Source organism: Methylorubrum aminovorans (genome assembly GCF_022179725.1).
In the GTDB taxonomy this organism is placed as follows: Bacteria; Pseudomonadota; Alphaproteobacteria; order Rhizobiales; family Beijerinckiaceae; genus Methylobacterium; species Methylobacterium aminovorans.
This window is the reverse complement of record NZ_BPRC01000002.1, coordinates 90,194-108,249: the sequence shown is the minus strand read 5'-3', so window position 1 is coordinate 108,249 and position 18,056 is coordinate 90,194. Positions and strand designations below refer to the sequence as shown.

At 68.9% G+C, this 18,056-nt stretch carries 20 protein-coding genes; 4 read left to right on the top strand and 16 right to left on the bottom strand.

The window, feature by feature from the left end:
- Positions 1–9 precede the first annotated feature (9 nt).
- Entirely contained in the window at positions 10–561 is a 552-nt protein-coding gene (gene xoxG / locus MFF24_RS05520) for a methanol metabolism c-type cytochrome XoxG (protein ID WP_207625303.1), read from the top strand.
- Positions 561–1,415 (top strand): rare earth element methanol dehydrogenase accessory protein XoxJ, encoded by an 855-nt coding sequence (xoxJ, locus tag MFF24_RS05515; RefSeq protein ID WP_238223075.1) that lies wholly within the window; start codon positions 561–563, stop codon positions 1,413–1,415. Before xoxG ends, xoxJ begins: the two co-directional genes overlap by 1 nt.
- Before the next feature lie 133 nt (positions 1,416–1,548).
- Here the strand turns inward: xoxJ and folK are convergent, their stop codons facing one another.
- From folK to MFF24_RS05435, 16 genes are all read right to left on the bottom strand, one after another.
- Positions 1,549–2,025, bottom strand: a complete 477-nt coding sequence (gene folK, locus MFF24_RS05510) for a 2-amino-4-hydroxy-6-hydroxymethyldihydropteridine diphosphokinase (protein ID WP_238223074.1) — start codon at positions 2,023–2,025, stop codon at positions 1,549–1,551.
- Complete coding sequence (gene folB / locus MFF24_RS05505; RefSeq protein ID WP_133088154.1) at positions 2,022–2,402, bottom strand: dihydroneopterin aldolase; 381 nt, start codon at positions 2,400–2,402, stop codon at positions 2,022–2,024. The genes folK and folB overlap by 4 nt, the downstream gene beginning before the upstream one ends.
- Positions 2,395–3,261 (bottom strand): dihydropteroate synthase, encoded by an 867-nt coding sequence (gene folP, locus MFF24_RS05500; RefSeq protein ID WP_238223073.1) that lies wholly within the window; start codon positions 3,259–3,261, stop codon positions 2,395–2,397. Before folP ends, folB begins: the two co-directional genes overlap by 8 nt.
- A gap of 115 nt (positions 3,262–3,376) precedes the next feature.
- Positions 3,377–3,742, bottom strand: a complete 366-nt coding sequence (locus tag MFF24_RS05495) for a hypothetical protein (protein WP_108939816.1) — start codon at positions 3,740–3,742, stop codon at positions 3,377–3,379.
- On the bottom strand, positions 3,723–4,451 hold the full coding sequence (locus MFF24_RS05490; RefSeq protein ID WP_238223072.1) for a hypothetical protein: 729 nt from the start codon (positions 4,449–4,451) through the stop codon (positions 3,723–3,725). Before MFF24_RS05490 ends, MFF24_RS05495 begins: the two co-directional genes overlap by 20 nt.
- Positions 4,448–5,602 (bottom strand): pyrroloquinoline quinone biosynthesis protein PqqE, encoded by a 1,155-nt coding sequence (gene pqqE / locus MFF24_RS05485; RefSeq protein ID WP_133088158.1) that lies wholly within the window; start codon positions 5,600–5,602, stop codon positions 4,448–4,450. The genes MFF24_RS05490 and pqqE overlap by 4 nt, the downstream gene beginning before the upstream one ends.
- Entirely contained in the window at positions 5,599–6,699 is a 1,101-nt protein-coding gene (gene pqqC, locus MFF24_RS05480) for a pyrroloquinoline-quinone synthase PqqC (protein ID WP_108939819.1), read from the bottom strand. The genes pqqE and pqqC overlap by 4 nt, the downstream gene beginning before the upstream one ends.
- 177 nt (positions 6,700–6,876) lie before the next feature.
- A complete protein-coding gene (pqqB, locus tag MFF24_RS05475; RefSeq protein ID WP_238223071.1) occupies positions 6,877–7,776 on the bottom strand; it encodes a pyrroloquinoline quinone biosynthesis protein PqqB in 900 nt (299 codons plus the stop codon).
- 47 nt (positions 7,777–7,823) lie between these two features.
- Positions 7,824–7,913 carry a pyrroloquinoline quinone precursor peptide PqqA gene (gene pqqA, locus MFF24_RS05470; RefSeq protein WP_012317526.1) on the bottom strand — a complete coding sequence of 30 codons (90 nt, stop codon included), beginning with the start codon at positions 7,911–7,913 and terminating at the stop codon, positions 7,824–7,826.
- A 232-nt stretch (positions 7,914–8,145) separates the two neighbouring features.
- On the bottom strand, positions 8,146–8,853 hold the full coding sequence (locus MFF24_RS05465; protein ID WP_017485235.1) for a response regulator transcription factor: 708 nt from the start codon (positions 8,851–8,853) through the stop codon (positions 8,146–8,148).
- Positions 8,850–10,484, bottom strand: coding sequence for a sensor histidine kinase (locus tag MFF24_RS05460; protein ID WP_238223069.1), 1,635 nt, complete (start codon positions 10,482–10,484; stop codon positions 8,850–8,852). Before MFF24_RS05460 ends, MFF24_RS05465 begins: the two co-directional genes overlap by 4 nt.
- 94 nt (positions 10,485–10,578) lie before the next feature.
- Entirely contained in the window at positions 10,579–10,785 is a 207-nt protein-coding gene (locus MFF24_RS05455; RefSeq protein WP_108939822.1) for a hypothetical protein, read from the bottom strand.
- Between the two features lie 251 nt (positions 10,786–11,036).
- The gene (locus MFF24_RS05450) at positions 11,037–11,834 is read right to left on the bottom strand and encodes a formylmethanofuran dehydrogenase subunit C (RefSeq protein WP_238223067.1); all 798 of its coding nucleotides are present in this window, start codon (positions 11,832–11,834) and stop codon (positions 11,037–11,039) included.
- 10 nt (positions 11,835–11,844) lie between these two features.
- Positions 11,845–12,780: a formylmethanofuran--tetrahydromethanopterin N-formyltransferase gene (gene fhcD / locus MFF24_RS05445; RefSeq protein ID WP_108942883.1), complete on the bottom strand. Its 936-nt coding sequence runs from the start codon at positions 12,778–12,780 to the stop codon at positions 11,845–11,847.
- A 26-nt stretch (positions 12,781–12,806) separates the two neighbouring features.
- Positions 12,807–14,453, bottom strand: coding sequence for a formylmethanofuran dehydrogenase subunit A (locus MFF24_RS05440; RefSeq protein WP_238223060.1), 1,647 nt, complete (start codon positions 14,451–14,453; stop codon positions 12,807–12,809).
- Complete coding sequence (locus tag MFF24_RS05435; protein WP_238223058.1) at positions 14,447–15,523, bottom strand: molybdopterin-binding domain-containing protein; 1,077 nt, start codon at positions 15,521–15,523, stop codon at positions 14,447–14,449. Before MFF24_RS05435 ends, MFF24_RS05440 begins: the two co-directional genes overlap by 7 nt.
- Positions 15,524–15,941: 418 nt before the next feature.
- Here MFF24_RS05435 and MFF24_RS05430 point away from each other — a divergent pair, with 418 nt between their 5' ends.
- Both MFF24_RS05430 and mtdB read left to right on the top strand, forming a co-directional pair.
- The gene (locus MFF24_RS05430) at positions 15,942–16,943 is read left to right on the top strand and encodes a beta-ribofuranosylaminobenzene 5'-phosphate synthase family protein (RefSeq protein WP_238223057.1); all 1,002 of its coding nucleotides are present in this window, start codon (positions 15,942–15,944) and stop codon (positions 16,941–16,943) included.
- Between the two features lie 110 nt (positions 16,944–17,053).
- Complete coding sequence (mtdB, locus tag MFF24_RS05425; RefSeq protein WP_108939826.1) at positions 17,054–17,947, top strand: NAD(P)-dependent methylenetetrahydromethanopterin dehydrogenase; 894 nt, start codon at positions 17,054–17,056, stop codon at positions 17,945–17,947.
- Positions 17,948–18,056: the final 109 nt, after the last annotated feature.

Genomic DNA, 18,056 nt, shown 5'->3' with positions numbered 1-18,056 from the left:
GGTGCAGCCTTGCTCGGAGCGGTTCCGGCCGCCACCGTCGCCCTCGCCCAGGACGCCAAGTCCGACCTCACCAACAAGCTCGATCCGAACGCCAAGGAGCTCGATGAGCCGGTCCTCAAGGCCGCTACGGCGGTGAAGGAAGAGGACGGCAAGTACCTCGACAAGGACGGACACCCGACCTTCCACATCACCAACGATGGCAAGAAGGTCGATTGGTACACCTATTCCGGGTACCGCCGGTATCACGCCGAGTGCCACGTCTGCCACGGTCCGGACGGCATGGGCTCGACCTACGCCCCCGCCCTGAAGGATTCGCTGAAGCGCCTCTCCTACGAGGAGTTCTACGGCATCCTCGCCGGCGGCCGTCAGAACCACACGGCGGGCAACGAGAGCGTCATGCCGGCCTTCGGCGATAACAAGAACGTCATGTGCTACGCCAACGACCTCTACGTGTACCTGCGCGCCCGCGCCTCCGGTGCCTGGGGCCGTGCGCGTCCGGGCGAGAAGGAAGACAAGCCCGAGGCCGCCAAGACGGCCGAGAAGGAGTGCCTCGGCGGTTGATGACCCGCTCGAGCCCCTTCGTTTCGATCGCGGCCGCCGCGCTCCTGCTTTCGGCAGGGGCGCGGCCCGCCCATGCACAGCACCTACCGGATCTGGTCACGCCGGATGTCCTGCGCGTCTGCAGCGACCCCGGCAACATGCCCTTCTCCGAGCGCAAGGGCGGCGGCTTCGAGAACAAGATCGCTCAGATCGTCGCCGACGAACTGAAGGTGAAGCTGCGCTACTACTGGCTCACCCAGGGACCCGGCTTCGTCCGCAATACCCTCGGCACCGGCCTGTGCGACCTGATCATCGGCACGTCGGGCGGCGAGATCGTCCAGCCGACCAATCCTTACTACCGGTCCGCGTATGTCCTGATCGCGCGCCGGGGTGAATTGCCGGACATCAAAAGCCTCGACGATCCCCGGCTGAAGGAGCGGCAGATCGGCATCATCGCCGGCACGCCACCGTCCAATCGTCTGAGCGAGTTGAAGCTCGTCGGCGAGCGGATCCACGCCTACGCGCCCTACGCCTTCGGGGCCGAACGCAAGCATCAAACGGTCGCGGCGGAGGTGATCGCCGATCTCGCCGAGAAGAAGATCGATGTGGCGGTGCTCTGGGGGCCGGCCGCGGGATGGCTGGCCAAGCAGAGCGGAGTGCCGATGGACGTCGTGCCGCTGCTCAATGAGCCGGGACGACCGCCGCTGACCTTCCGCGTCTCGATGGGCGTGCGCCAAGGCGAGAACGACTGGAAGCGCAGCCTCAACACCGTCCTGCGCAAGCGCAAGGCCGATATCGAGAAGGTCCTGCGGGAATACGACGTGCCGCTGCTGGCCGAGGAGGAGAACAAGCCTCTCGGTGCGGCGGAGGAGTAATCCGGCGTTCGGCTCATCGCTTCAAGGGCTCTCGTCATTGCGAGATGAAGCCGAAGCGACGACGGAGTCCGGCGGAATCCGAAGCGATAAACCGGAAACGCGACGAAGGCCCGAACCGCGGTTCGGGCCTTTCTTATTCGGCCCGCTCGATTCCCGTTTGGTCGAGCTTGGACAGCGCCTGCGCCACCGTCTCGCCACCGATGACGAGGTCTGGTGCGATCTCGGCGAGCGGCGCCAGCACGAAGGCCCGCTCGCGCACGAAGCGATGAGGCAGGACCAAGCGCTCGTCCGAGACCTGCGCTCCCTCGTAGGCCAGCACGTCGATATCGATCACCCGCGGACCCCAGCGTCGCTCGCGGACACGCCCGAGCGCCGCCTCGATCGACAGGCAGACTTCCAGCAGCCCGTGCGGGGTCAGATCGGTGTCGATGGCGACCGCCGCGTTGAAGAACCAGTCCTGATCGGTGTCGCCCCAGGGCGGGGTGCGGTAATCGGCGGAGCGTGCCGTGACCCGGATGCCGGGCGCCGCGGCGAGGTGCTCGACGGCCTGGGCCAGCATCGCCGCCTTGTCGCCGATATTGCTGCCGAGCCCGAGATAGGCGCGCGTCATCTTCCCTCCCGTGTCGGGCGGCCCCGCACGATCTCGATCGCTGCGTAGTCGAGCACGGCCGGAATCGGCGCGCTCGGCTTGTCGATCCGCACCGCGATCGTCTCGATCCGGGGGAAGCGCGCGAGGCAGCTCTCGGCGATCGCCTCGGCCAGGGCCTCGATCAGGGCGAAGCGCCGGTTCGTGGCGATGTCGAGGGCGATCTCGGCGAGATCGGCGTAGCTCACGGTGGCCGCGACATCGTCGCTGCGCCCGGCCGGCGCGAGGTCGAGTCGGCATTCGAGCGAGATGTAGAAGCGCTGGCCAAGCCGCTCCTCCTCCGGCAGCACACCGTGGCGGGCGAAGACCGCGAGGCGGTGGACGAGGATGCGGTCAGCCATGAACGGTCCCAGCAGCCGTCGTCGGACGCATCACGGCGTCGAGCACCCGCAGTGCCTCGACATGCGGCGCCACGTCGTGGACGCGCACGATGTCGGCCCCGAGCGAGCCGGCGAGCACATGCGCGGCGAGCGACCCGACGAGGCGGTCGCGCGGGGCCGTGTCGCGGTCGTGCAGGCGCCCGAGCAGGCTCTTGCGCGAGACGCCGACGAGGAGCGGGAAACCCAGCGCCCGGATTTCGGGAAGGCGGCGCAGGGCCTCGAGATGCTGCTCCCAGGTCTTGCCGAAACCGATGCCGGGATCGAGCACGATATCGCTGTCGGGAATGCCGGCGCGGCGGGCGATGGTGAGCGAGCGCTCGAAGAAGCGCAGCATGTCGGCGACGATGTCGAGCGCGCCGTCGATCGTCTCGCGGTTGTGCATAACGATGACCGGTGCGCCGTGCTCGGCAGCGACCCGGGCGATATCCGGCTCGCGCTGCAGGCCCCAGACATCGTTGACGAGGGTGGCGCCCGCCTTCAGGGCGGCTTCCGCGGTGGAGGCCTTGTAGGTGTCGATCGAGATCGGAACGGAGAGGCCGGGCGCCACGGCCTCGATCACCGGCAGGACGCGGGCCTGCTCTTCCGCCGCCGGCACCGGCGTGTGGCCGGGCCGGGTCGACTCGCCGCCGATATCGAGGATGTGTGCGCCGGCTTCCGTCAGCGCCGCAGCCTGGGCACGCGCGGCCTCGACTCCTTCGAAACGGCCGCCGTCCGAGAACGAGTCCGGCGTGACGTTGAGGATGCCCATGACCAGCGTGCGCCGGCCGAGTTCGGGCAGAAGGGTCTGCAGACGCGTCGGAGGGGGTGGGGAGGGCGGCATCGGGTGTCGTGACTCGTCGGGCCAAACCTGCGGAACCAAGCCTTGCGGGCCTAGCCCCTCGCCTCCCGTTTAGCCAGAGACCTGAAGTCTTTTCGAGGGGCCGCCGCGCTGCGGCTCAGGAAGCGCCGCGATAGCAGCGGATCTCGGCCTCGGCCTGGGCCCGGCGCAGATCGGCGACCTTGTCGTCGAACATCTTGGTCGACTTGAAGGCCGTGGTGCGCTGGCCGATGCCCTGGCGCATGGAGAGGATGGTGCTCGCCTGCACGTACTTGTCGTAGGGCAGGATCGAGGCAAGCGCGTCGAGGGAGCAGGAGCACTTCTCCAGCGCCGCGCGGGTCTGGCCGTTGGCCGCCATGCAGCCGAACACGTAATCGGCCCGCGCGTCGGTCGGATAGTCGTTCTCGTCGGCGCGCGCGGGCGCGGCGAGGAGGACGGCCGCAAACGCTGCGGCCAGCGCGACCTCAGGAATCCTTCTGGTCATAATCGAGCCTCTCCTCAAGGAGTTCGCCGCCATCGGGCTTCAGGGTTCGCGCTTCGAGGGAGACGATCTCTCCCGGCACCTCCGGCGCGACCACGAAGGTATAGGTCGTGGCCTCGAATCCGCGCATCCGCTCGGTCAGGGGGTCACCCTCGAAGGGCTTCATCTCGACGCGCCAGCCCTCGACCTTGCGGCCCTTGAAATCGACCTGGACCGGCGTGACCGTCGCCTTCTCGCGCAGACCCTTGCGGATCGCGTTCTTGATGTAACGCGGGTTGGCCTCGAGCAGACCGGCGAGACCTTTCAGGTGGTTTTCCAAGAACAGGCTCAGCACGGGGTTGCCGGCCATATCGACGAAGGGACCGGCCGGGACGCGGTAGCCGCCGGAAAACATCTGCACGCGGATATCTCGGCTCTCGGCGCTTTTGCCGGGCTCGACCGTGAGCTTGATCGCGTCGTTGAGCGGCGGACCGTAGGGACCCTTCACGATCCCGCTGCGGCGCAGGTAATCGTAGGTCAGCGTGCTGCCGGGCGTGGTGTTCTTCATCTGCGGCTGCTCGAAGAGCAGGTCGCCGGCATTCGGCGCCGCGTTCTTGGCAGTTTCCTTGCTTGCCGGCCCGGTGTCGGAGGCCGCCCAGGCGAGGGGCGCGGTTGCGAGAAGCGTCGTCGAGAGAGCCGCCACGACGGCGGCCGCCAGGATAGTCCGTCTCAAAGGGGTGCCTTTTCGCTCAAGGGGTTTTGCACATTCGTCCCGATGCTGCGGTATATATAATCGGGCGGGTTCTCGGCAGCCTCTTCCTTGGCAAGATCCCGCATTTTCGCGTGAAGCGGCGAAAGGGAGCAGGCCGGATCGGTATTGGCGGCATCGCCCGTGAGCGCCAGCGCCTGACAGCGGCAACCGCCCCAATCCTTCTCTCGCCGGTCGCAGGAGCGGCAGGGCTCCTTCATCCAGCTCGTGCCGCGATAGGCGGCAAACGCCGGCGATTGCGTCCAGATGTCGCCGAGCGAGTGGTCGCCAACGTACCAGAATTCGAGGCCGGGGATGGTCTCGGCGGCGTGGCAGGGCAGGACCTTGCCCTGCGGCGTCACGTTCATGAGCTTTCTGCCCCAGCCGCCGGCACAGGCTTTGGGGTACTTGGCGTAGTAGTCCGGCACCACGAGATCGATGACGAGCTGACCCTTGAGGCGCTCACGCGCGGCCTCGACGATGCGGATCGACTCGTCGACCTGGGCCTTGTCGGGCATCAGTGCGGCGCGGTTGACGTAGGCCCAGCCGTAATACTGGGTATGGGCCACCTCCAGCCGCTTGGCCCCGAGCTTGACCGCGAGATCGATAAAGCCCGGCACCTCGTGGATGTTGCCGCGGTGGATCACCGAATTCAGCGTCAGCGGCAGACCGAGCTCGGTGACGCGGGCGGCGAACTGCATCTTTTGGGGCTGCGCGTTCTTGAGGCCGCCGATCTTCTCGGCGTTTGCCGCGTCCACGCCCTGCACTGAAAGCTGCACGTGGTCGAGGCCGGCATCGTAGAGCGCGTCGAGCTTGGCGAGTGCGCCGCCGACGCCGGAGGTGATCAGGTTCGAGTAGAGGCCGAGTTCGGCGCACTTGGCCGTGATCTCGACGATGTCCGGGCGCGCCGTCGGCTCGCCGCCGGAAAGGTGGACGTGCAGCACGCCCAAGCCCGCCGCCTCCGTCAGCACCCGCAGCCACGTTGCCGTATCGAGCTCGGCCGAGCGCCGGTCGAGCTCAAGCGGGTTCGAGCAGTAGGGGCAGCGCAGCGGGCAGCGGTGGGTCAGCTCAGCGAGCAGGCCCACGGGTGCCGGAATCACCTCCGCGGGGGAGGGGGCGGGGGTCGGTGCATTCATCGCTCCAGAACCCTTTTTTGCGCGAGACCGGCCAGCATCGGAAGGATGTCGGCCTCGATGACGGCGGGGTCGGCATCGTAGGTCTGGCCCAGGATCTGGGCGATCTGCGAAACCGAGGTCTTGCCGTCGACGAGCTTGAGAACCGCGACGGCGTTGTCGTCGAGGTCGAAGGTGCGCTCGGGTGCGAGCAGCACGTGCTTGTTGCGGACCTCATCGAAGCGCAGGCGGACGCCGCGGGGCAGGCGGGGCACGTCGCTGCCCGAGAAGGCCGCGGGCTGAGCCGGCGTTGCGGCGGGGCTGGCCTCGGTGGAAATCTCCTCGGTCACGAGGCCCTCGCCCGGCTGCCACGCATCCGGCGGCACCATGCCGGGGGCGACATAGGCGAAGTAGAGCGCGTCGAGCTGCGTCCAGAGTACGTTGCACTTGAAGGTCAGCGCGTCCATCGCGGCCCGCTGCATCTCGGGTGTGGTGGCGTGCCGCTTGACGTAGTCGAGGGCGAAATCGGCATCGCGCGGCGCCTGGGTCAGGCGCTTGTCGAAATAGGCCAGCGTCTCCTTGGTGATGAAGTCGTAGTTCTTCAGCATCCCGGCGACGCGCTCGGAGATGATCGTCGGCGAGAACATCTCGGTGAGCGAGGAGGCGATGGCTTCCAGCAGCGTCCGCTCGGAGACGAAGTGGACATAGGCATCGACCGAGAAGCGGGTCGCCGACAGGATGCCCTGTGTCGAGAGCACGTAGTCGCGCGAGAAGCCAACGCCCTCGGCGAGCTTGAGCCAGCGCTCGATGCCGCCGTCGCCCTCATGGTCGCCGTCGTGATCGACGATGCGCTGGCGCCAGATCCGGCGAAGCTGCGCATCCGGCAGGCGGGCGAGCAGCGCGGCGTCCTTCACCGGGATCATCGCCTGATAATAGTAGCGGTTGAGTGCCCAGGCCCGCACCTGATCCTTCGACAGCTTGCCGTCGTGCAACAGCCGGTGGAACGGATGGAGGTTGTGGTAGCGCCGCGCGCCGATGTCGCGGAGCGCCGCCTCAAGCTCCTCGTGGCTCAGCAGGCGCTGCTCGGATTCCGGGACGGGCGGCGGGAATTGGGCGGTCATGGCGTTCGGTTCCCCGGGCTTCGAGTCGCGTTTCCGATGATGCTCGTTCGAGCTGTTCTAGATGGCGCCCCGCATCGGGAAGGGCAGGGCGACCGCCGCGCGATTGGATCGTGCAAAATATATTCGGTCCGGCACTAAATTTCCAGGCCGGACCCATCGCGCGCTTCTCGTGTCCGATCAGAGATCGAGGGTCAGGCCGTCATGGGCGACGGTCCAGCCGCGCGCCTCGACGCTGGCGCGCTCGGGCGAGTCCTCGACCAGGACCGGATTGGTGTTGTTGATGTGGATCAAAACCCGCCGGCCGATCTCGACATCGGCGAAGGAGGCGATCGAGCCGGTCTCGCCGTTGATCTGGATATGGCCCATGCGCCAGCCGGTCTTGGTGCCGACGCCGGCGCGGATCATGTCGTCGTCCTCCAGCACCGTGCCGTCGAACAGGAGCGCGTCGGCGCCCGCGACGCGGGCTTTCAGCTCCTCCGTCACCCGGGCGCAGCCGGGAATGTAGGCGAGGCGCTTGCCCCCGGCCTCGATCATCGTGCCGACCGTGGTCTCGGTCTCGGCCCCGATCTGCATGGAGGCGTCCTCGAGCCAGAGCGGCACCTTGCCGGGCACGGAGAACAGCGTCACCGAGAGGCCGGGCACCGGCTCGAAGGTCTGGTTGAGGGAAATCGTCTGCCGCTTCACCACATCGGCGGCCATCACGTCGAAGACGCGGTTGTCGGAAACGGAGGCCAGGATGCCGGGCGTGGCGTAGAGCGTGAAGGGCTGGCCCTCGCGCAAGGTCAGCAGGCCGGCGACATGGTCGACATCGCCGTTGGTCAGCAACACCGCGTGGATCGGCGAGTGGCGCAGGCCCTGCCGCGGATGCATCGGCGGGTTGGCCTGGATCTGCTGGCGGATGTCGGGGGAGGCGTTCAGCAGGAGCCAGCGTTCCCCGTCCGGAGAGACCGCGATGCTCGACTGCGTGCGTGGTTTGACTCTGGGATCACCGGCCCAGGCAAGGGAGCAGATGGAGCAGCGGCAGTTCCACTGAGGAACGCCGCCGCCCGCCGCCGAGCCGAGGATCACGACATGCATGGTGAGAACCCGCTGATGCCCGCAACCCTAACCCGGCTAAAATCACCTTAGTTGAAGGTGTCGATCTCGGCCGACTCGTAGCTCGTGACTTCCATGCCGACGCAGATCTCGGAAACGATGGGGGCGGCCCACTTCATGGTGTTTCTCCTCGACTTTATGGAACGCCTGAATCCTCGATCCAACTTGCTTAAGAGGATCGTAAGATACTGGCGACGCACTCGTTTTCGCACGCTGGAGGTATATCGCCAATTCCGGCCCCGCCTGCAAGAGCCAGCTTGCCGTTTCTTCCCATGTTCGCGCCGGAACGGTCCCAACTTCCCGTGACACGGAGGTTAGACTTTGGTGGGGGGAGCGAAATGCCGCGGCGTATCAGTGGCGGAAATCCTGGCCGCGCAGGTCGAGCATGAAGCCCTTGCCCCGCACGGTGACGATGACCGGACCGCCCAGCCGCACGAAATCCGAGAGTTTCGAGCGCAGGTAGCCGACATAGACATCGACCACGTTGAGGGAGAGGCCGCCCTGGCCGGCCCAGAGGCGGTCGAAGATCTCGCCGCGCGAGATCGGCCGGTTCACCTCCTGCATCAGCAGGGCGAGCAGCTCCGCCTCCCGCGGGGTGAGACGGGCCGAGGCCTCGCCGAAGCTGACCTGTCGGATGTTGACGTCGAGCGTCAGGCGGCCGGCGGTGAAGACAGTGCGCGGCGTGTCGGCCTCGCGGCGCCGCAGCAGATGGACTTGGAGCCGGGCCAGCAACTCGTCGAAGACGAACGGCTTGACGATGTAGTCGTCGGCGCCGAGCGCCAGCCCCTCGGCCCGGTCGCGTACCTCGTCGCGGGCGCTCAGGAAGAGGATCGCGCCGGGATAGCCGCCCTCGCGGAGGGAGCGGCAGACATCGTGGCCGGACCCGTCCGGCAGGGTGATGTCGAGAACCACCGCCTCCGGGGCGTCGTCGCGGGCGGCGCTGAGCGCGTCCTCGACCCGGCCGGCGACGCCGACGGAGAAGCCTTCCGCCTCCAAGCCGCGGGCGAGGATGCCGCGGATGTCGATGTCATCCTCAACGATCAATACGCGCGTCGTCATGCGGCGCCGATCCTCTCGTGTCCTGCCCCGTACGATTTTGGTGCGGCGCCCTCGTCAAGCGCGGGCAGGTCGATGACCACCCGGGCGCCGCCGCGTTCGGCTCTGCCGAGGCTGATCGCGCCATCATGGCGTTCAACGACCCATCGCGCCAGAGCTAAACCGATGCCGAATCCCGCTTCTCCCGATCGGGCCTCGCGGCGAAAGCGCTCGAACAAGCCCTCGCCCTGTTCGGGAAAACCGGGCCCATCGTCGTCGATGGTGATGAGAGCCCGGCTTCCCTGCGGACCCTCGCCCCCGTTCAGGGAGACGGTGACGCGGGTCAGGCCGCCGGCATGACGCAGGGCATTGTCGATCAGACTCTCGACAACCTGGCGGAGCCATTCCGGATCGGCGCTGATCTCGATATCGCGGTCGCCCGGCTCCAGCACCAGTTCGACCCGGCGGCGGGCGGCCTCCGAGCCGGCGCTGTCGATGGCGTCGGTCAGCACTTCGACGGCGCTGACGGCGCGCCGGTCGAGTTCGATCTGGCCGGATTCCGAGCGGGCAACGCGCAGGAGATCCTCCACCCGGCGCTTGAGCCGCTGGGCGCGCTTGCGGATGGTGGCGAAGACCGGCCCGTGATCGACCGGCTTGCCGGCGGCGCGCTCGACCGAGCGCTGAGCGAGGTCGCACTCGCCAAGGATCACCGTGAGCGGGGTGCGCAACTCGTGGCTGACATCGGCGAAGAAGCGGCGCCGGGAGCGGTCCACCATCTCCAGCCGCGCGTTGGCCGCACGCAGATCGGCGGTTCGGGCCTCCACCGTGTCCTCCAGGGCGGCCCGGTCGGCGGCGAGCCGACCCTCGCGGCGGGCAAGCCGGGCGGCCATGCGGTTGAAGTTCGCGACGAGCAGACCGAGTTCGTCGCGGGTCTCGACCGAGAGCCGGGTATCGAGCGCGCCGCTGCCGACGGCACCGGCCGCCCGGCGGATCTCCTCGATCCGTGCCAGCGTCGGCCGCGTGACTGAACGATAGAGCACCCCGACGAAGGCGAGGGCCAGCGCCACCGCCGTGAGCGCAGCGATGGTCAGGCGGTTCGACAGGGTGGCAGCGGCCTCCGTCCCCGCATTCATGCTGCGCCGCTCGGCCTCGACCAGCAGCGAGAGCGGCGGTCCGGTCATCGCCCCGAAGGCGTTCAACGTCCCCTGCATCGCAGTCTTGCGCCGGTCGGGATCGCTCTCCCGCCGTACCAGGGTGACCTGCCGGTCGAGCATGGCGCGGGCCGCGCGCACATTGGCGAGCGGCCGGGTCCGCGCGACGTACTGGATCCGGTCCTCCAGGTTGGTGCTCGTCGCCATGCCGTTGCCGAGGGCGTCGTCGACGCGGTTGAGCGCCTCATCGACCCGGTCTCGGGTCACCGACAGGGCCTCGGGCGGCGCCTCCGGGTTGCCGATGCTCTCGATGGCGGCGAAGCCGTACTGCGCCAGCCGCCCGGACAGTTCGGCGAGAAGCTCCAGCCGGTGCTGGGCGGCGAGCGTGCGATCGATGACGTTCTCGGTCAGCCGGATCGACCACAGAACGCCGACCGCCGCCAGCAGGGCGATCAGCGCCATGCCGCCGAGCAAGAGGGCGAACCGGACTTTCAGCGAACGCATGGTCTCCCTCTCTGCCGCGGCGGTGGCGGGCGGACCATGTCACCGCCGTGGCAGGGTCTCAAGCCGGCTCGCATTGCCGGCTTGTCCCGCTCGCCTAGAGGTCGTTCGGCAGGCTGCCCTTGGGCGCGCAGCGCCAGCTCTTCACGTGGTAGTCGGGATGCTCCTCCTGCCACGCCGCCAGGGTGCTCTGCGAGTTGCGCAGGCAGATGAACGTGTTCGGGCTGTCGAAGGAGAGGTTGATCCGCTCCTCGTGGCATTTCGCCGGCTGGGCGATCAGGCAGACGGACAGGAGCAGGAACATGCGCGCGGCCTCGGGCGAGAGGAGGGCGCGGGCGGTATGACGGAATCAGTGCCCCACGCCTTTGGTCCGAGGCAAGGTGGGAGAAACCGGCAGGCCGGCAAGTCATTTTTCTGCGACTTGCCGGCGGCTTTCGGAAAAATCGTGCCGGCCTCAAGCCGTAACCGGCCCGATTGCATCAGGCCGGCGTCTCTCAGTCATTGTTTTACGCGCATTCTTTCGACGATCCGGAGACCACCTCGTCGGAATGCGCTTTAGGCCGTCACGAACAACTCGCCCTTGCCGAGCGTCGCAAGATCGCCCGAGTAGCGGCGCAGCGTTCCGCCAAGCAGCCCGGCCTGGGTCGCGCCGAGGCGCTTGAGGCTCTGGGCCAACAGGCGGACGAAGACCAGATCCGGCGTGCCGGTCTCGACGAAGGTCGGCAGCAAAGCGCCGTGGCTGCCGGCGATCAGCGTGCCGCGGCGCATGCCGTAGCCCGGATGGTCGCCGAGCGCGCCGGAGACGACGATGGTGCCGGCGATCATCCGCGAGCCGGCGAAGGCCCCGGCCGATCCGGCCAGGATCAGGCCCCGGCGCATGCGGTCGCCGAGATGATCGCCCGCTGCACCCTTGATGACGAGCGTCGCGCCGTCGAGCCCGGCCTTGGCGGCGTAGACCGCGCCGCCGGCGTGATCCCCGGCATCGCCTTCGATCGTGATCGTACCGCCGGTGGCACCGGTGGCGGCATAGGGGCCGGACGAGCCCGTGACGGTCAGCGTGCCCGCCGCCATGCCCTCGCCGAGGCACTGGCCGACATCGCCCTCGACGTGGATCGAGCCTTGCGACAGCGCGGCACCCACCCGGTCGAGCCGCGACGAGCCGCCCTCAATCACGAGGCTGTCGGAGCCGTCGAGGCGGATCTCGAACGCGTCGCCGAGCGTCAGGCCACGCCGGCTGGTGCCGATCGCGAGCCGGCCCGCTTCCGCCTCGGACAACCCGCTCAAGGCGAGCGGGGTGATGTTGAGGAGATCGACGCGCTCCGGCAGATCACCGCGCAGTCTCAGCGTGCTCATCGTTGAGTCCTCATGCGGCGGGTTTCTCCAGCAGGTCGCGGAGGTGGTAGTGGTGCCGGCCGAGATTGCCGCCGTAATTGCCGGCGGTGACCGCGACCAAGCCGTACTTGGCGCCGATCTCGGTGGCGGCGTGGAGCGCCGCGCGCATCGACTCGGCGACGCCTTGCGAGGTCAGGGCGTCGATGACGATTTCGAGTACCACGCCGCATTCGGGCGGCAGCGCCGAGCCGGCCCGGCCCTTCAGGGTCGGACAATAGGCGTCGTTGGTGGAGGCCATCATGCCCTTGGTGCGTCCGCCGACCTTCGAGCCCGAGCGGACGATGCCGCCGGGGAAGGGCAGGATCGCGCCGGGGACCGCCTTGGCGGCCTCGACCGCGATCTCGGCGACGATGAGGGTGTCCGCGTGCTTGCGCCCGAGGAACAAGAGGTTGCCGCCGCCGACCGCACCGTCCACGGCGCGGGTCGAATCCTCGCACAGAAACTCGCCGTCCATGACGGGGATGCGCCAGTAGCGGCGCATCTTGCCCTGCGCATCGGGCAGCCGCTTGGCGACGGCGAACCCGTCACCGAAATAGCGGATCGCCCCGCCGAGCTTGATCTTGTGCGGTCCCTCGACGCCGGCAAAGCAGGCGGTGCCGGGGCAGGTGAGGATGCACTGGCCGACGCGCTTGAGGAGTTGCTCCTTCAGCCCGTTCGGCTCGAAGCCGAACAGCAGGATGCGCACGCCGGGGCGCCCGTCCGGCGTCTCGTCGGGCGAGAGCTCGGCGTCGACGCCGGCCTCGGCGCCGCAGCCGATCACCGAGGTGGCGAAGCCCGTCATCACCGTGGCCGCGATCATCGCCCATTTCGGCGTGTCGTTGGTCACGATGATCGCGGTGCCCGCGACGTCGAAGGCCTCGGCGAAGGTGTCCTCGACCTTGATGCCGTTGAGGATGAGGTCGCTCATCGATTTCGTCCCATCACCCTCGCCCATCACGCCCGGCACGCCACGTCTTCGAACGTCCCGGTCTTCTCCGGGAACGCGGCGTCCGGCACCGCGAAGGTGTCGAGCCCGGCGCCGAAGCGGTCCTGCAGGTAGGTCTCGGAGCGCTTCTCCATGCCGGCATCGGCCTCGACGTCGAGCGAGAGTGTTTTTCCGGAGAACCACGCCACGACCTCGCCGTCCTCGACGATGGGCTGGCCGTCCTTCAGCACCAGTTTGGCGCGGGAGAACATCGCCGTGCGGTCCCGGTCGTCGCGGTAGATCGCGACGTCGGCCTTGGCGCCCTCACGCAGATGGCCGCGATCGGTCAGGCCGAGCAGCTTGGCCGGGCCCGAACGGGTGAGCTGGGCGATCTCGCTGAACGTGTACTCGCGCTCGATCTTCGGCAGACCGGAGCGCTCGCCGACCACCGCCGGCAGCGTCGCGATTTCCTTCGCGCGCTCCTCGGCATCCATCAGCAGGTGGATGATGCGCGGGTACTCGGTGAAGACGCCGCCATTGGGATGGTCGGTCGTCAGGATGGTGCGCTCCGGGTTCGAGGAGAGCAGCATCAGCTCCAGTCCGATCGCCCATTGCAGCGAGGAGACGGGTCCGCGTGGCCGGTAGAGGAACGGCACCACGCCGCCGCCCTCGGCATCGCCCGCCGAGAGCGCCCACTTCTTCGGCTTGGCGCCCTTCCGGCCGCCGAACTGGCGCAGGATGTCGAGCGAGATCGTCACCGTCTGGCCGAACACCACCTGACCCACGTCGTAGGTCGCGTTGGGATGGGCCTCCATCGCCGCGTTGATCCGCTCGGCCGCCGAGCGGAAGCCGCCGGTCATCGGATTTTCGGGATCGACCACGCCGTAGGCGTAGAACTGAGCGTGGGCGAAGTGGATGCGCCGGCCTTCCGCCGCCTCCAGCGTGGCGACGAGCGAGTCGTCGGCGCCGGGCAGACCGAGATTGTTGCAGTGGACGTGCAGCGGGTGCGGGACGCCGATCTCTTCCACCGCGTCGAGCAGGGCCGACATGATTGTGCGGGTCGAGAGGCCGTAGCAGGGGATCTCGTCGTCGAGGCTGAGCTTCAAGACGCCGTCCTTGAAGGCCGAGGCGCCGCCCGCATTGATGCACTTGACGCCCAGTCCCCGCGCATGGGCCAGCGTCTGCTGCACGAGGTCGCGGACCGCGTTCTTGCCCTCGCCGTCGCGCAGGATCTGGAGCAGGTGGTCGTCGTTGCCGAGCACCGCCAGCCCGCCGCGGTCGAGCAGCGGAATGTCGGCGAGTTCGAGATGGGTCGCGAGCGCACTTGAAGGCGGCAGGGCCGGCTCGACCGCGGTCGTGTAGCCCATCCGCGCGTAGTTGGCGCCGATCCAGCTTCCCGAGCCGCCGGCATGCGCAAAGGGATGGCCGTTGGGCGCGGATTCGCTGACGTAGAGATCGGGCAGCAGCAGGCGGCTCATCACCACGTTGCCGCCGGCGATGTGCGAGTGGACCTCGACGCCGCCGGCCATCACCACGCAGCCCGTGGCATCGATGATCTGGTCGGGCGCGCGCTCGGAGGGGGCGACGACGCGGCCGTCCTCGATCCAGACGTCGCCGATGGCGTCGCGCCCAGCCGTCGGATCGACCACCCGTCCGCCGTGGATACGGGTCAGCATGAGACACCCTTCTCGATGAGGCGGTCGCGGATGCGGGCGAGCACGTCGGCGGCCGTTTGTGCTTCGGCGGCGGCCTTGGGCTCGGCATAGGCGATGACGCCGCGCCGCTCGTTCCAGAGCGCGCCGCCGACGCTCTGGCCGGGCACGCCCACGGTGATGACGATCTCGGCGGTCTCACCCGCAGCTTCTGGAGAGCCCTCGCCGACGATGGCCACGGTGGGCAGGCTGCCGAGCCAGGCCGGGCGCGGGGCGGGCAGCGAGGCGAGCCACAGAGCGGCGTCGGCCTCGCCGGAAGCGATCTGGCGGGCGCTGTCGAAGCGCCAGGGGTCGTGCTCGGGCCGATGCCGGCCGAAGCCGACGCGGGGCGCCTGCCCCGTGGTCCAGGCGGAGAGCTGCACCGCGGCGCGGCCCTGGAACGGGTCGGCCAGCGTCAGCGCGAAGAAGCGGGTGGATTCGTTGAGGTCACGGATCAGGCCCTGGAGCATCTCCACGCCGAGCTCACCGACCTCTTCCGCGTCGTAGATCACGACGCCGTACTGCGCGGAAAACAGGCGCCGGGCGAGGTCGGCATAGGCCGCTTCCCCGGCGAGATGGCCCTTGGCGAAGGCGCGCAGGTGGCCCAGCGAGAGTGTGAGCCCGCCCGCGTCGGCGGCGTAGGCGACGTGACGGATCGCGCCGTTCTGCGGACCGCCCAGCGACAGCAGGGCGCGCTCGGCGCCCGCCGCGCGCCCGCGGCTCGGGGCTGCGGCGGCGATCTCGCCGATCAGGTCGCCGTCCCAGGGGCGGTTGCCGAGGATCAGGACGACATCCGCCCGGCCGATGGTCTCGGCCCGGGTCGTGGTCATGACGCCGCCGGCGCTGAGCGCGCCGAGTTCGGCGTAGATGCTAGGGCCGGAGACGGGATCGAGCGAGGCGCCCAGCGTCTCGGCCAGCCGGTAGGCGGCGCGCAGCGCCGAGACTTCGGCGCTCAGGCCCGCCAGCACCGGCACGCGCGACGCGGCCAGCAGGTCGGCCGCGGCTTCGACCGCCGCGTCCACATCCGCCGCGCCTCCCTTCACCCAGGCTGCCATGCTTCCTCACCGTCGTTTCTTCGGGCATCCCCGCATCGAGGCGGGGCGAAAGACGGTCATGTCCGAAGGGCGCCCTGGGCGCCCCTGGTGGAGACTCGATGTCCTCGAAATCCCGGCTCGGGTTCAAGGACAGGGGCTCGGACCGGCTCCGCGAATGGGAGCGGGCTGGTTTTGCCTTCCTGAGCCGGAGCCTGCAAGCCCCCGGCGAAGTTTGCATCGGAGATTTCCTGCATCGACCCGCGCCGGGCCAGCGAAGATCCGGCGCGATAACGGGGCTGCCCGCGTCTTCGAGAATGTGTTGAGCGAGGCTGCCTCGAGCGAGGTTGTCGGCGCCGCCGCAGCGTGGGAGAAGCCGCCCGCATCGCCGGGCGCGTGTGTGCCGACCGTGCCGGCAGCTTTAGCGGGAGGGAATGAGAGCGTGGCCGAGGTCCCGGACCAGACGGGTGAGATCCTGAGCGCGCCGCGCTCCGCCGGCCGTGCCGTGAATGCCGTGCGGGTCCGCGCTCCCGCGCGCCTGCATTTCGGCTTCCTCGACCTCAATGGCGGCCTCGGGCGCCGCTTCGGCAGCATCGGCCTCGCCCTCGACGCGCCGGCGGTGCAGCTCGTGGCCCGCCCGGCCAAGCGCGTCTCCGCGATCGGCCCGGAGGCCGAGCGGGTGCGCGCCAACCTGCTCGCGGCCGCCTCCTATCTCGACGTGCCGGAGGCCGTCGCGATCGAGGTCGAGGAAGCCATTCCCGCCCATGCCGGCTTCGGCTCGGGCACTCAGGTCGCGCTCGCGGTGGCCGCCGCTCTGGCGCGCCTCAACGGACGCCCCTTCGTGCCGGCCGACTTCGCCGACGTGCTCGACCGCGGCAACCGTTCCGGCGTCGGGCTCGCCGCCTTCACCGAGGGCGGCCTGATCGTCGATGGCGGGCGCGACGGGTCCGGCGCGCCGCCGCCGGTCATCGCCCGGCTATCCTACCCGGAAGACTGGCGGGTCGTGCTGATCCTCGATGAAGCCATGACCGGTGTGCATGGCTCCCGTGAGACGGAAGCGTTCCGCGATCTGCCGCCGTTCGATCCGGCCCAAGCTGCGGAGATCTGCCGGATCGTGCTGATGCAGGTTCTGCCGGCCGCCGCGACCGCCGAGCCCATGGGCTTCGGCGCCGGCATCACGCAGATCCAGAAGCGGATCGGCGACCATTTCGCCCCCCACCAGGGCGGCCGCTTCGCCAGCCCGGCGGTGGCCGAGGCACTCGCCGCCGTGGCGGCGGCCGGAGTGCCCGGTTACGGTCAGAGTTCCTGGGGGCCGACCGGCTTCGCGCTGATGCCGTCCCAGCGGGAGGCCGAAGCGCTGGTCACGGAGCTGGCGCGGCCCGGCCGTCTCCGCTTCGTCATCGCGCGCGGACGGAATGTCGGCGCCTCGGTGTCCGAAGTTTAGAGCTTTTTCTTTTCCGCGCTTCAAAGAAACCTGCTCTTGACCGGCGCCGGTCGTTCCGGTTTTGCACCTGAAGCGCCTCGCAAAGGCGCGGTCACGAGAGGACGAACACCATGGCCCGCTCGATCCTGCACATGCTGACGCCGCTCAAGCACATGAGCCCGTTCGACGTGAACATGGCGATCGATGCCGGTTTCGAGACGCTGATCCCCTATACGGGCGTCGATCTCACCGATGTCGTCTCGTTGACCCAGGACTCGATCTTCTCCCGCGCACCGCAGGACGGCGTGCGCACCGGCATCTTCATCGGCGGCAAGAACGCCGAGTTAGCGCTCGACATGGTGGACCGGGCGAAGAAGGCCTTCGTGCCCCCCTTCGTCAATCACGTCTTCGCCGACCCGGCCGGCTCCTTCACCACCGGCGCGGCGATGGTCGCCGAGGTGAACCGCGCGCTCAAGGCGAAGTTCTCGACCGACCTCAAGGGCAAGCGCATCGTCATCTTCGGCGGTGCCGGCGTGGTCGCCTACGTCGCGGCGGTGATCGGCGCGCTGGAGGGCGCGCAGACCGTGCTCGTCGGCCATGACGGCGAGGAGCGCGTCTCGAAGATCGCCTTCACCATGAAGTGGCGCTTCGGCATCGAGGTCGGCGCCGTTGACGGCACGGCGCCCGAGGCGCGGCGCGCGGCCATCACCGACGCCGACGTGATCCTCTCGGCAGGCCCCGCCGGCGTCTCGATCCTGACGGCGGAGGATCTCGAATCCGCGCCGAAGCTCCTAGTGGCCTCCGACGTCAACGCGGTCCCGCCCGCCGGCATCGCCGGCATCGACGTCAACGCCGTCGACGTGCCCCTGCCGGTCGGCAAGGGGGTCGGCATCGGCGCGCTCGCGGTCGGCAACGTCAAGTACCAGACCCAGTGCCGGATGTTCCGCAAGATGCTGGAGGCGCAGGAGCCGCTCTGCCTCGATTTCCGCGACGCCTACAAGCTCGCCGTCGAGATCGCCGGCTGAGCGCAGCCCTGATCCCTTCCTCAAACCCGTTTCGTCCTCTTGAGGGCGGCGCAATCCTGATCGCCGCCCAATCCGGCCGGGCGCTGGCGCAGACCGCGCGTCGGGCGGG

Bases quoted from the DNA above. Each gene is read 5' to 3' on its own strand.
- xoxJ (WP_238223075.1), top strand. From the start codon at position 561: ATGACCCGCTCGAGCCCCTTCGTTTCGATCGCGGCCGCCGCGCTCCTG.
- folK (WP_238223074.1), bottom strand. From the start codon at position 2,025: ATGACGCGCGCCTATCTCGGGCTCGGCAGCAATATCGGCGACAAGGCG.
- folB (WP_133088154.1), bottom strand. From the start codon at position 2,402: ATGGCTGACCGCATCCTCGTCCACCGCCTCGCGGTCTTCGCCCGCCAC.
- folP (WP_238223073.1), bottom strand. From the start codon at position 3,261: ATGCCGCCCTCCCCACCCCCTCCGACGCGTCTGCAGACCCTTCTGCCC.
- MFF24_RS05495 (WP_108939816.1), bottom strand. From the start codon at position 3,742: ATGACCAGAAGGATTCCTGAGGTCGCGCTGGCCGCAGCGTTTGCGGCC.
- pqqE (WP_133088158.1), bottom strand. From the start codon at position 5,602: ATGAATGCACCGACCCCCGCCCCCTCCCCCGCGGAGGTGATTCCGGCA.
- pqqC (WP_108939819.1), bottom strand. From the start codon at position 6,699: ATGACCGCCCAATTCCCGCCGCCCGTCCCGGAATCCGAGCAGCGCCTG.
- pqqB (WP_238223071.1), bottom strand. From the start codon at position 7,776: ATGCATGTCGTGATCCTCGGCTCGGCGGCGGGCGGCGGCGTTCCTCAG.
- pqqA (WP_012317526.1), bottom strand. From the start codon at position 7,913: ATGAAGTGGGCCGCCCCCATCGTTTCCGAGATCTGCGTCGGCATGGAA.
- MFF24_RS05465 (WP_017485235.1), bottom strand. From the start codon at position 8,853: ATGACGACGCGCGTATTGATCGTTGAGGATGACATCGACATCCGCGGC.
- MFF24_RS05460 (WP_238223069.1), bottom strand. From the start codon at position 10,484: ATGCGTTCGCTGAAAGTCCGGTTCGCCCTCTTGCTCGGCGGCATGGCG.
- MFF24_RS05455 (WP_108939822.1), bottom strand. From the start codon at position 10,785: ATGTTCCTGCTCCTGTCCGTCTGCCTGATCGCCCAGCCGGCGAAATGC.
- MFF24_RS05450 (WP_238223067.1), bottom strand. From the start codon at position 11,834: ATGAGCACGCTGAGACTGCGCGGTGATCTGCCGGAGCGCGTCGATCTC.
- fhcD (WP_108942883.1), bottom strand. From the start codon at position 12,780: ATGAGCGACCTCATCCTCAACGGCATCAAGGTCGAGGACACCTTCGCC.
- MFF24_RS05440 (WP_238223060.1), bottom strand. From the start codon at position 14,453: ATGCTGACCCGTATCCACGGCGGACGGGTGGTCGATCCGACGGCTGGG.
- MFF24_RS05435 (WP_238223058.1), bottom strand. From the start codon at position 15,523: ATGGCAGCCTGGGTGAAGGGAGGCGCGGCGGATGTGGACGCGGCGGTC.
- mtdB (WP_108939826.1), top strand. From the start codon at position 17,054: ATGGCCCGCTCGATCCTGCACATGCTGACGCCGCTCAAGCACATGAGC.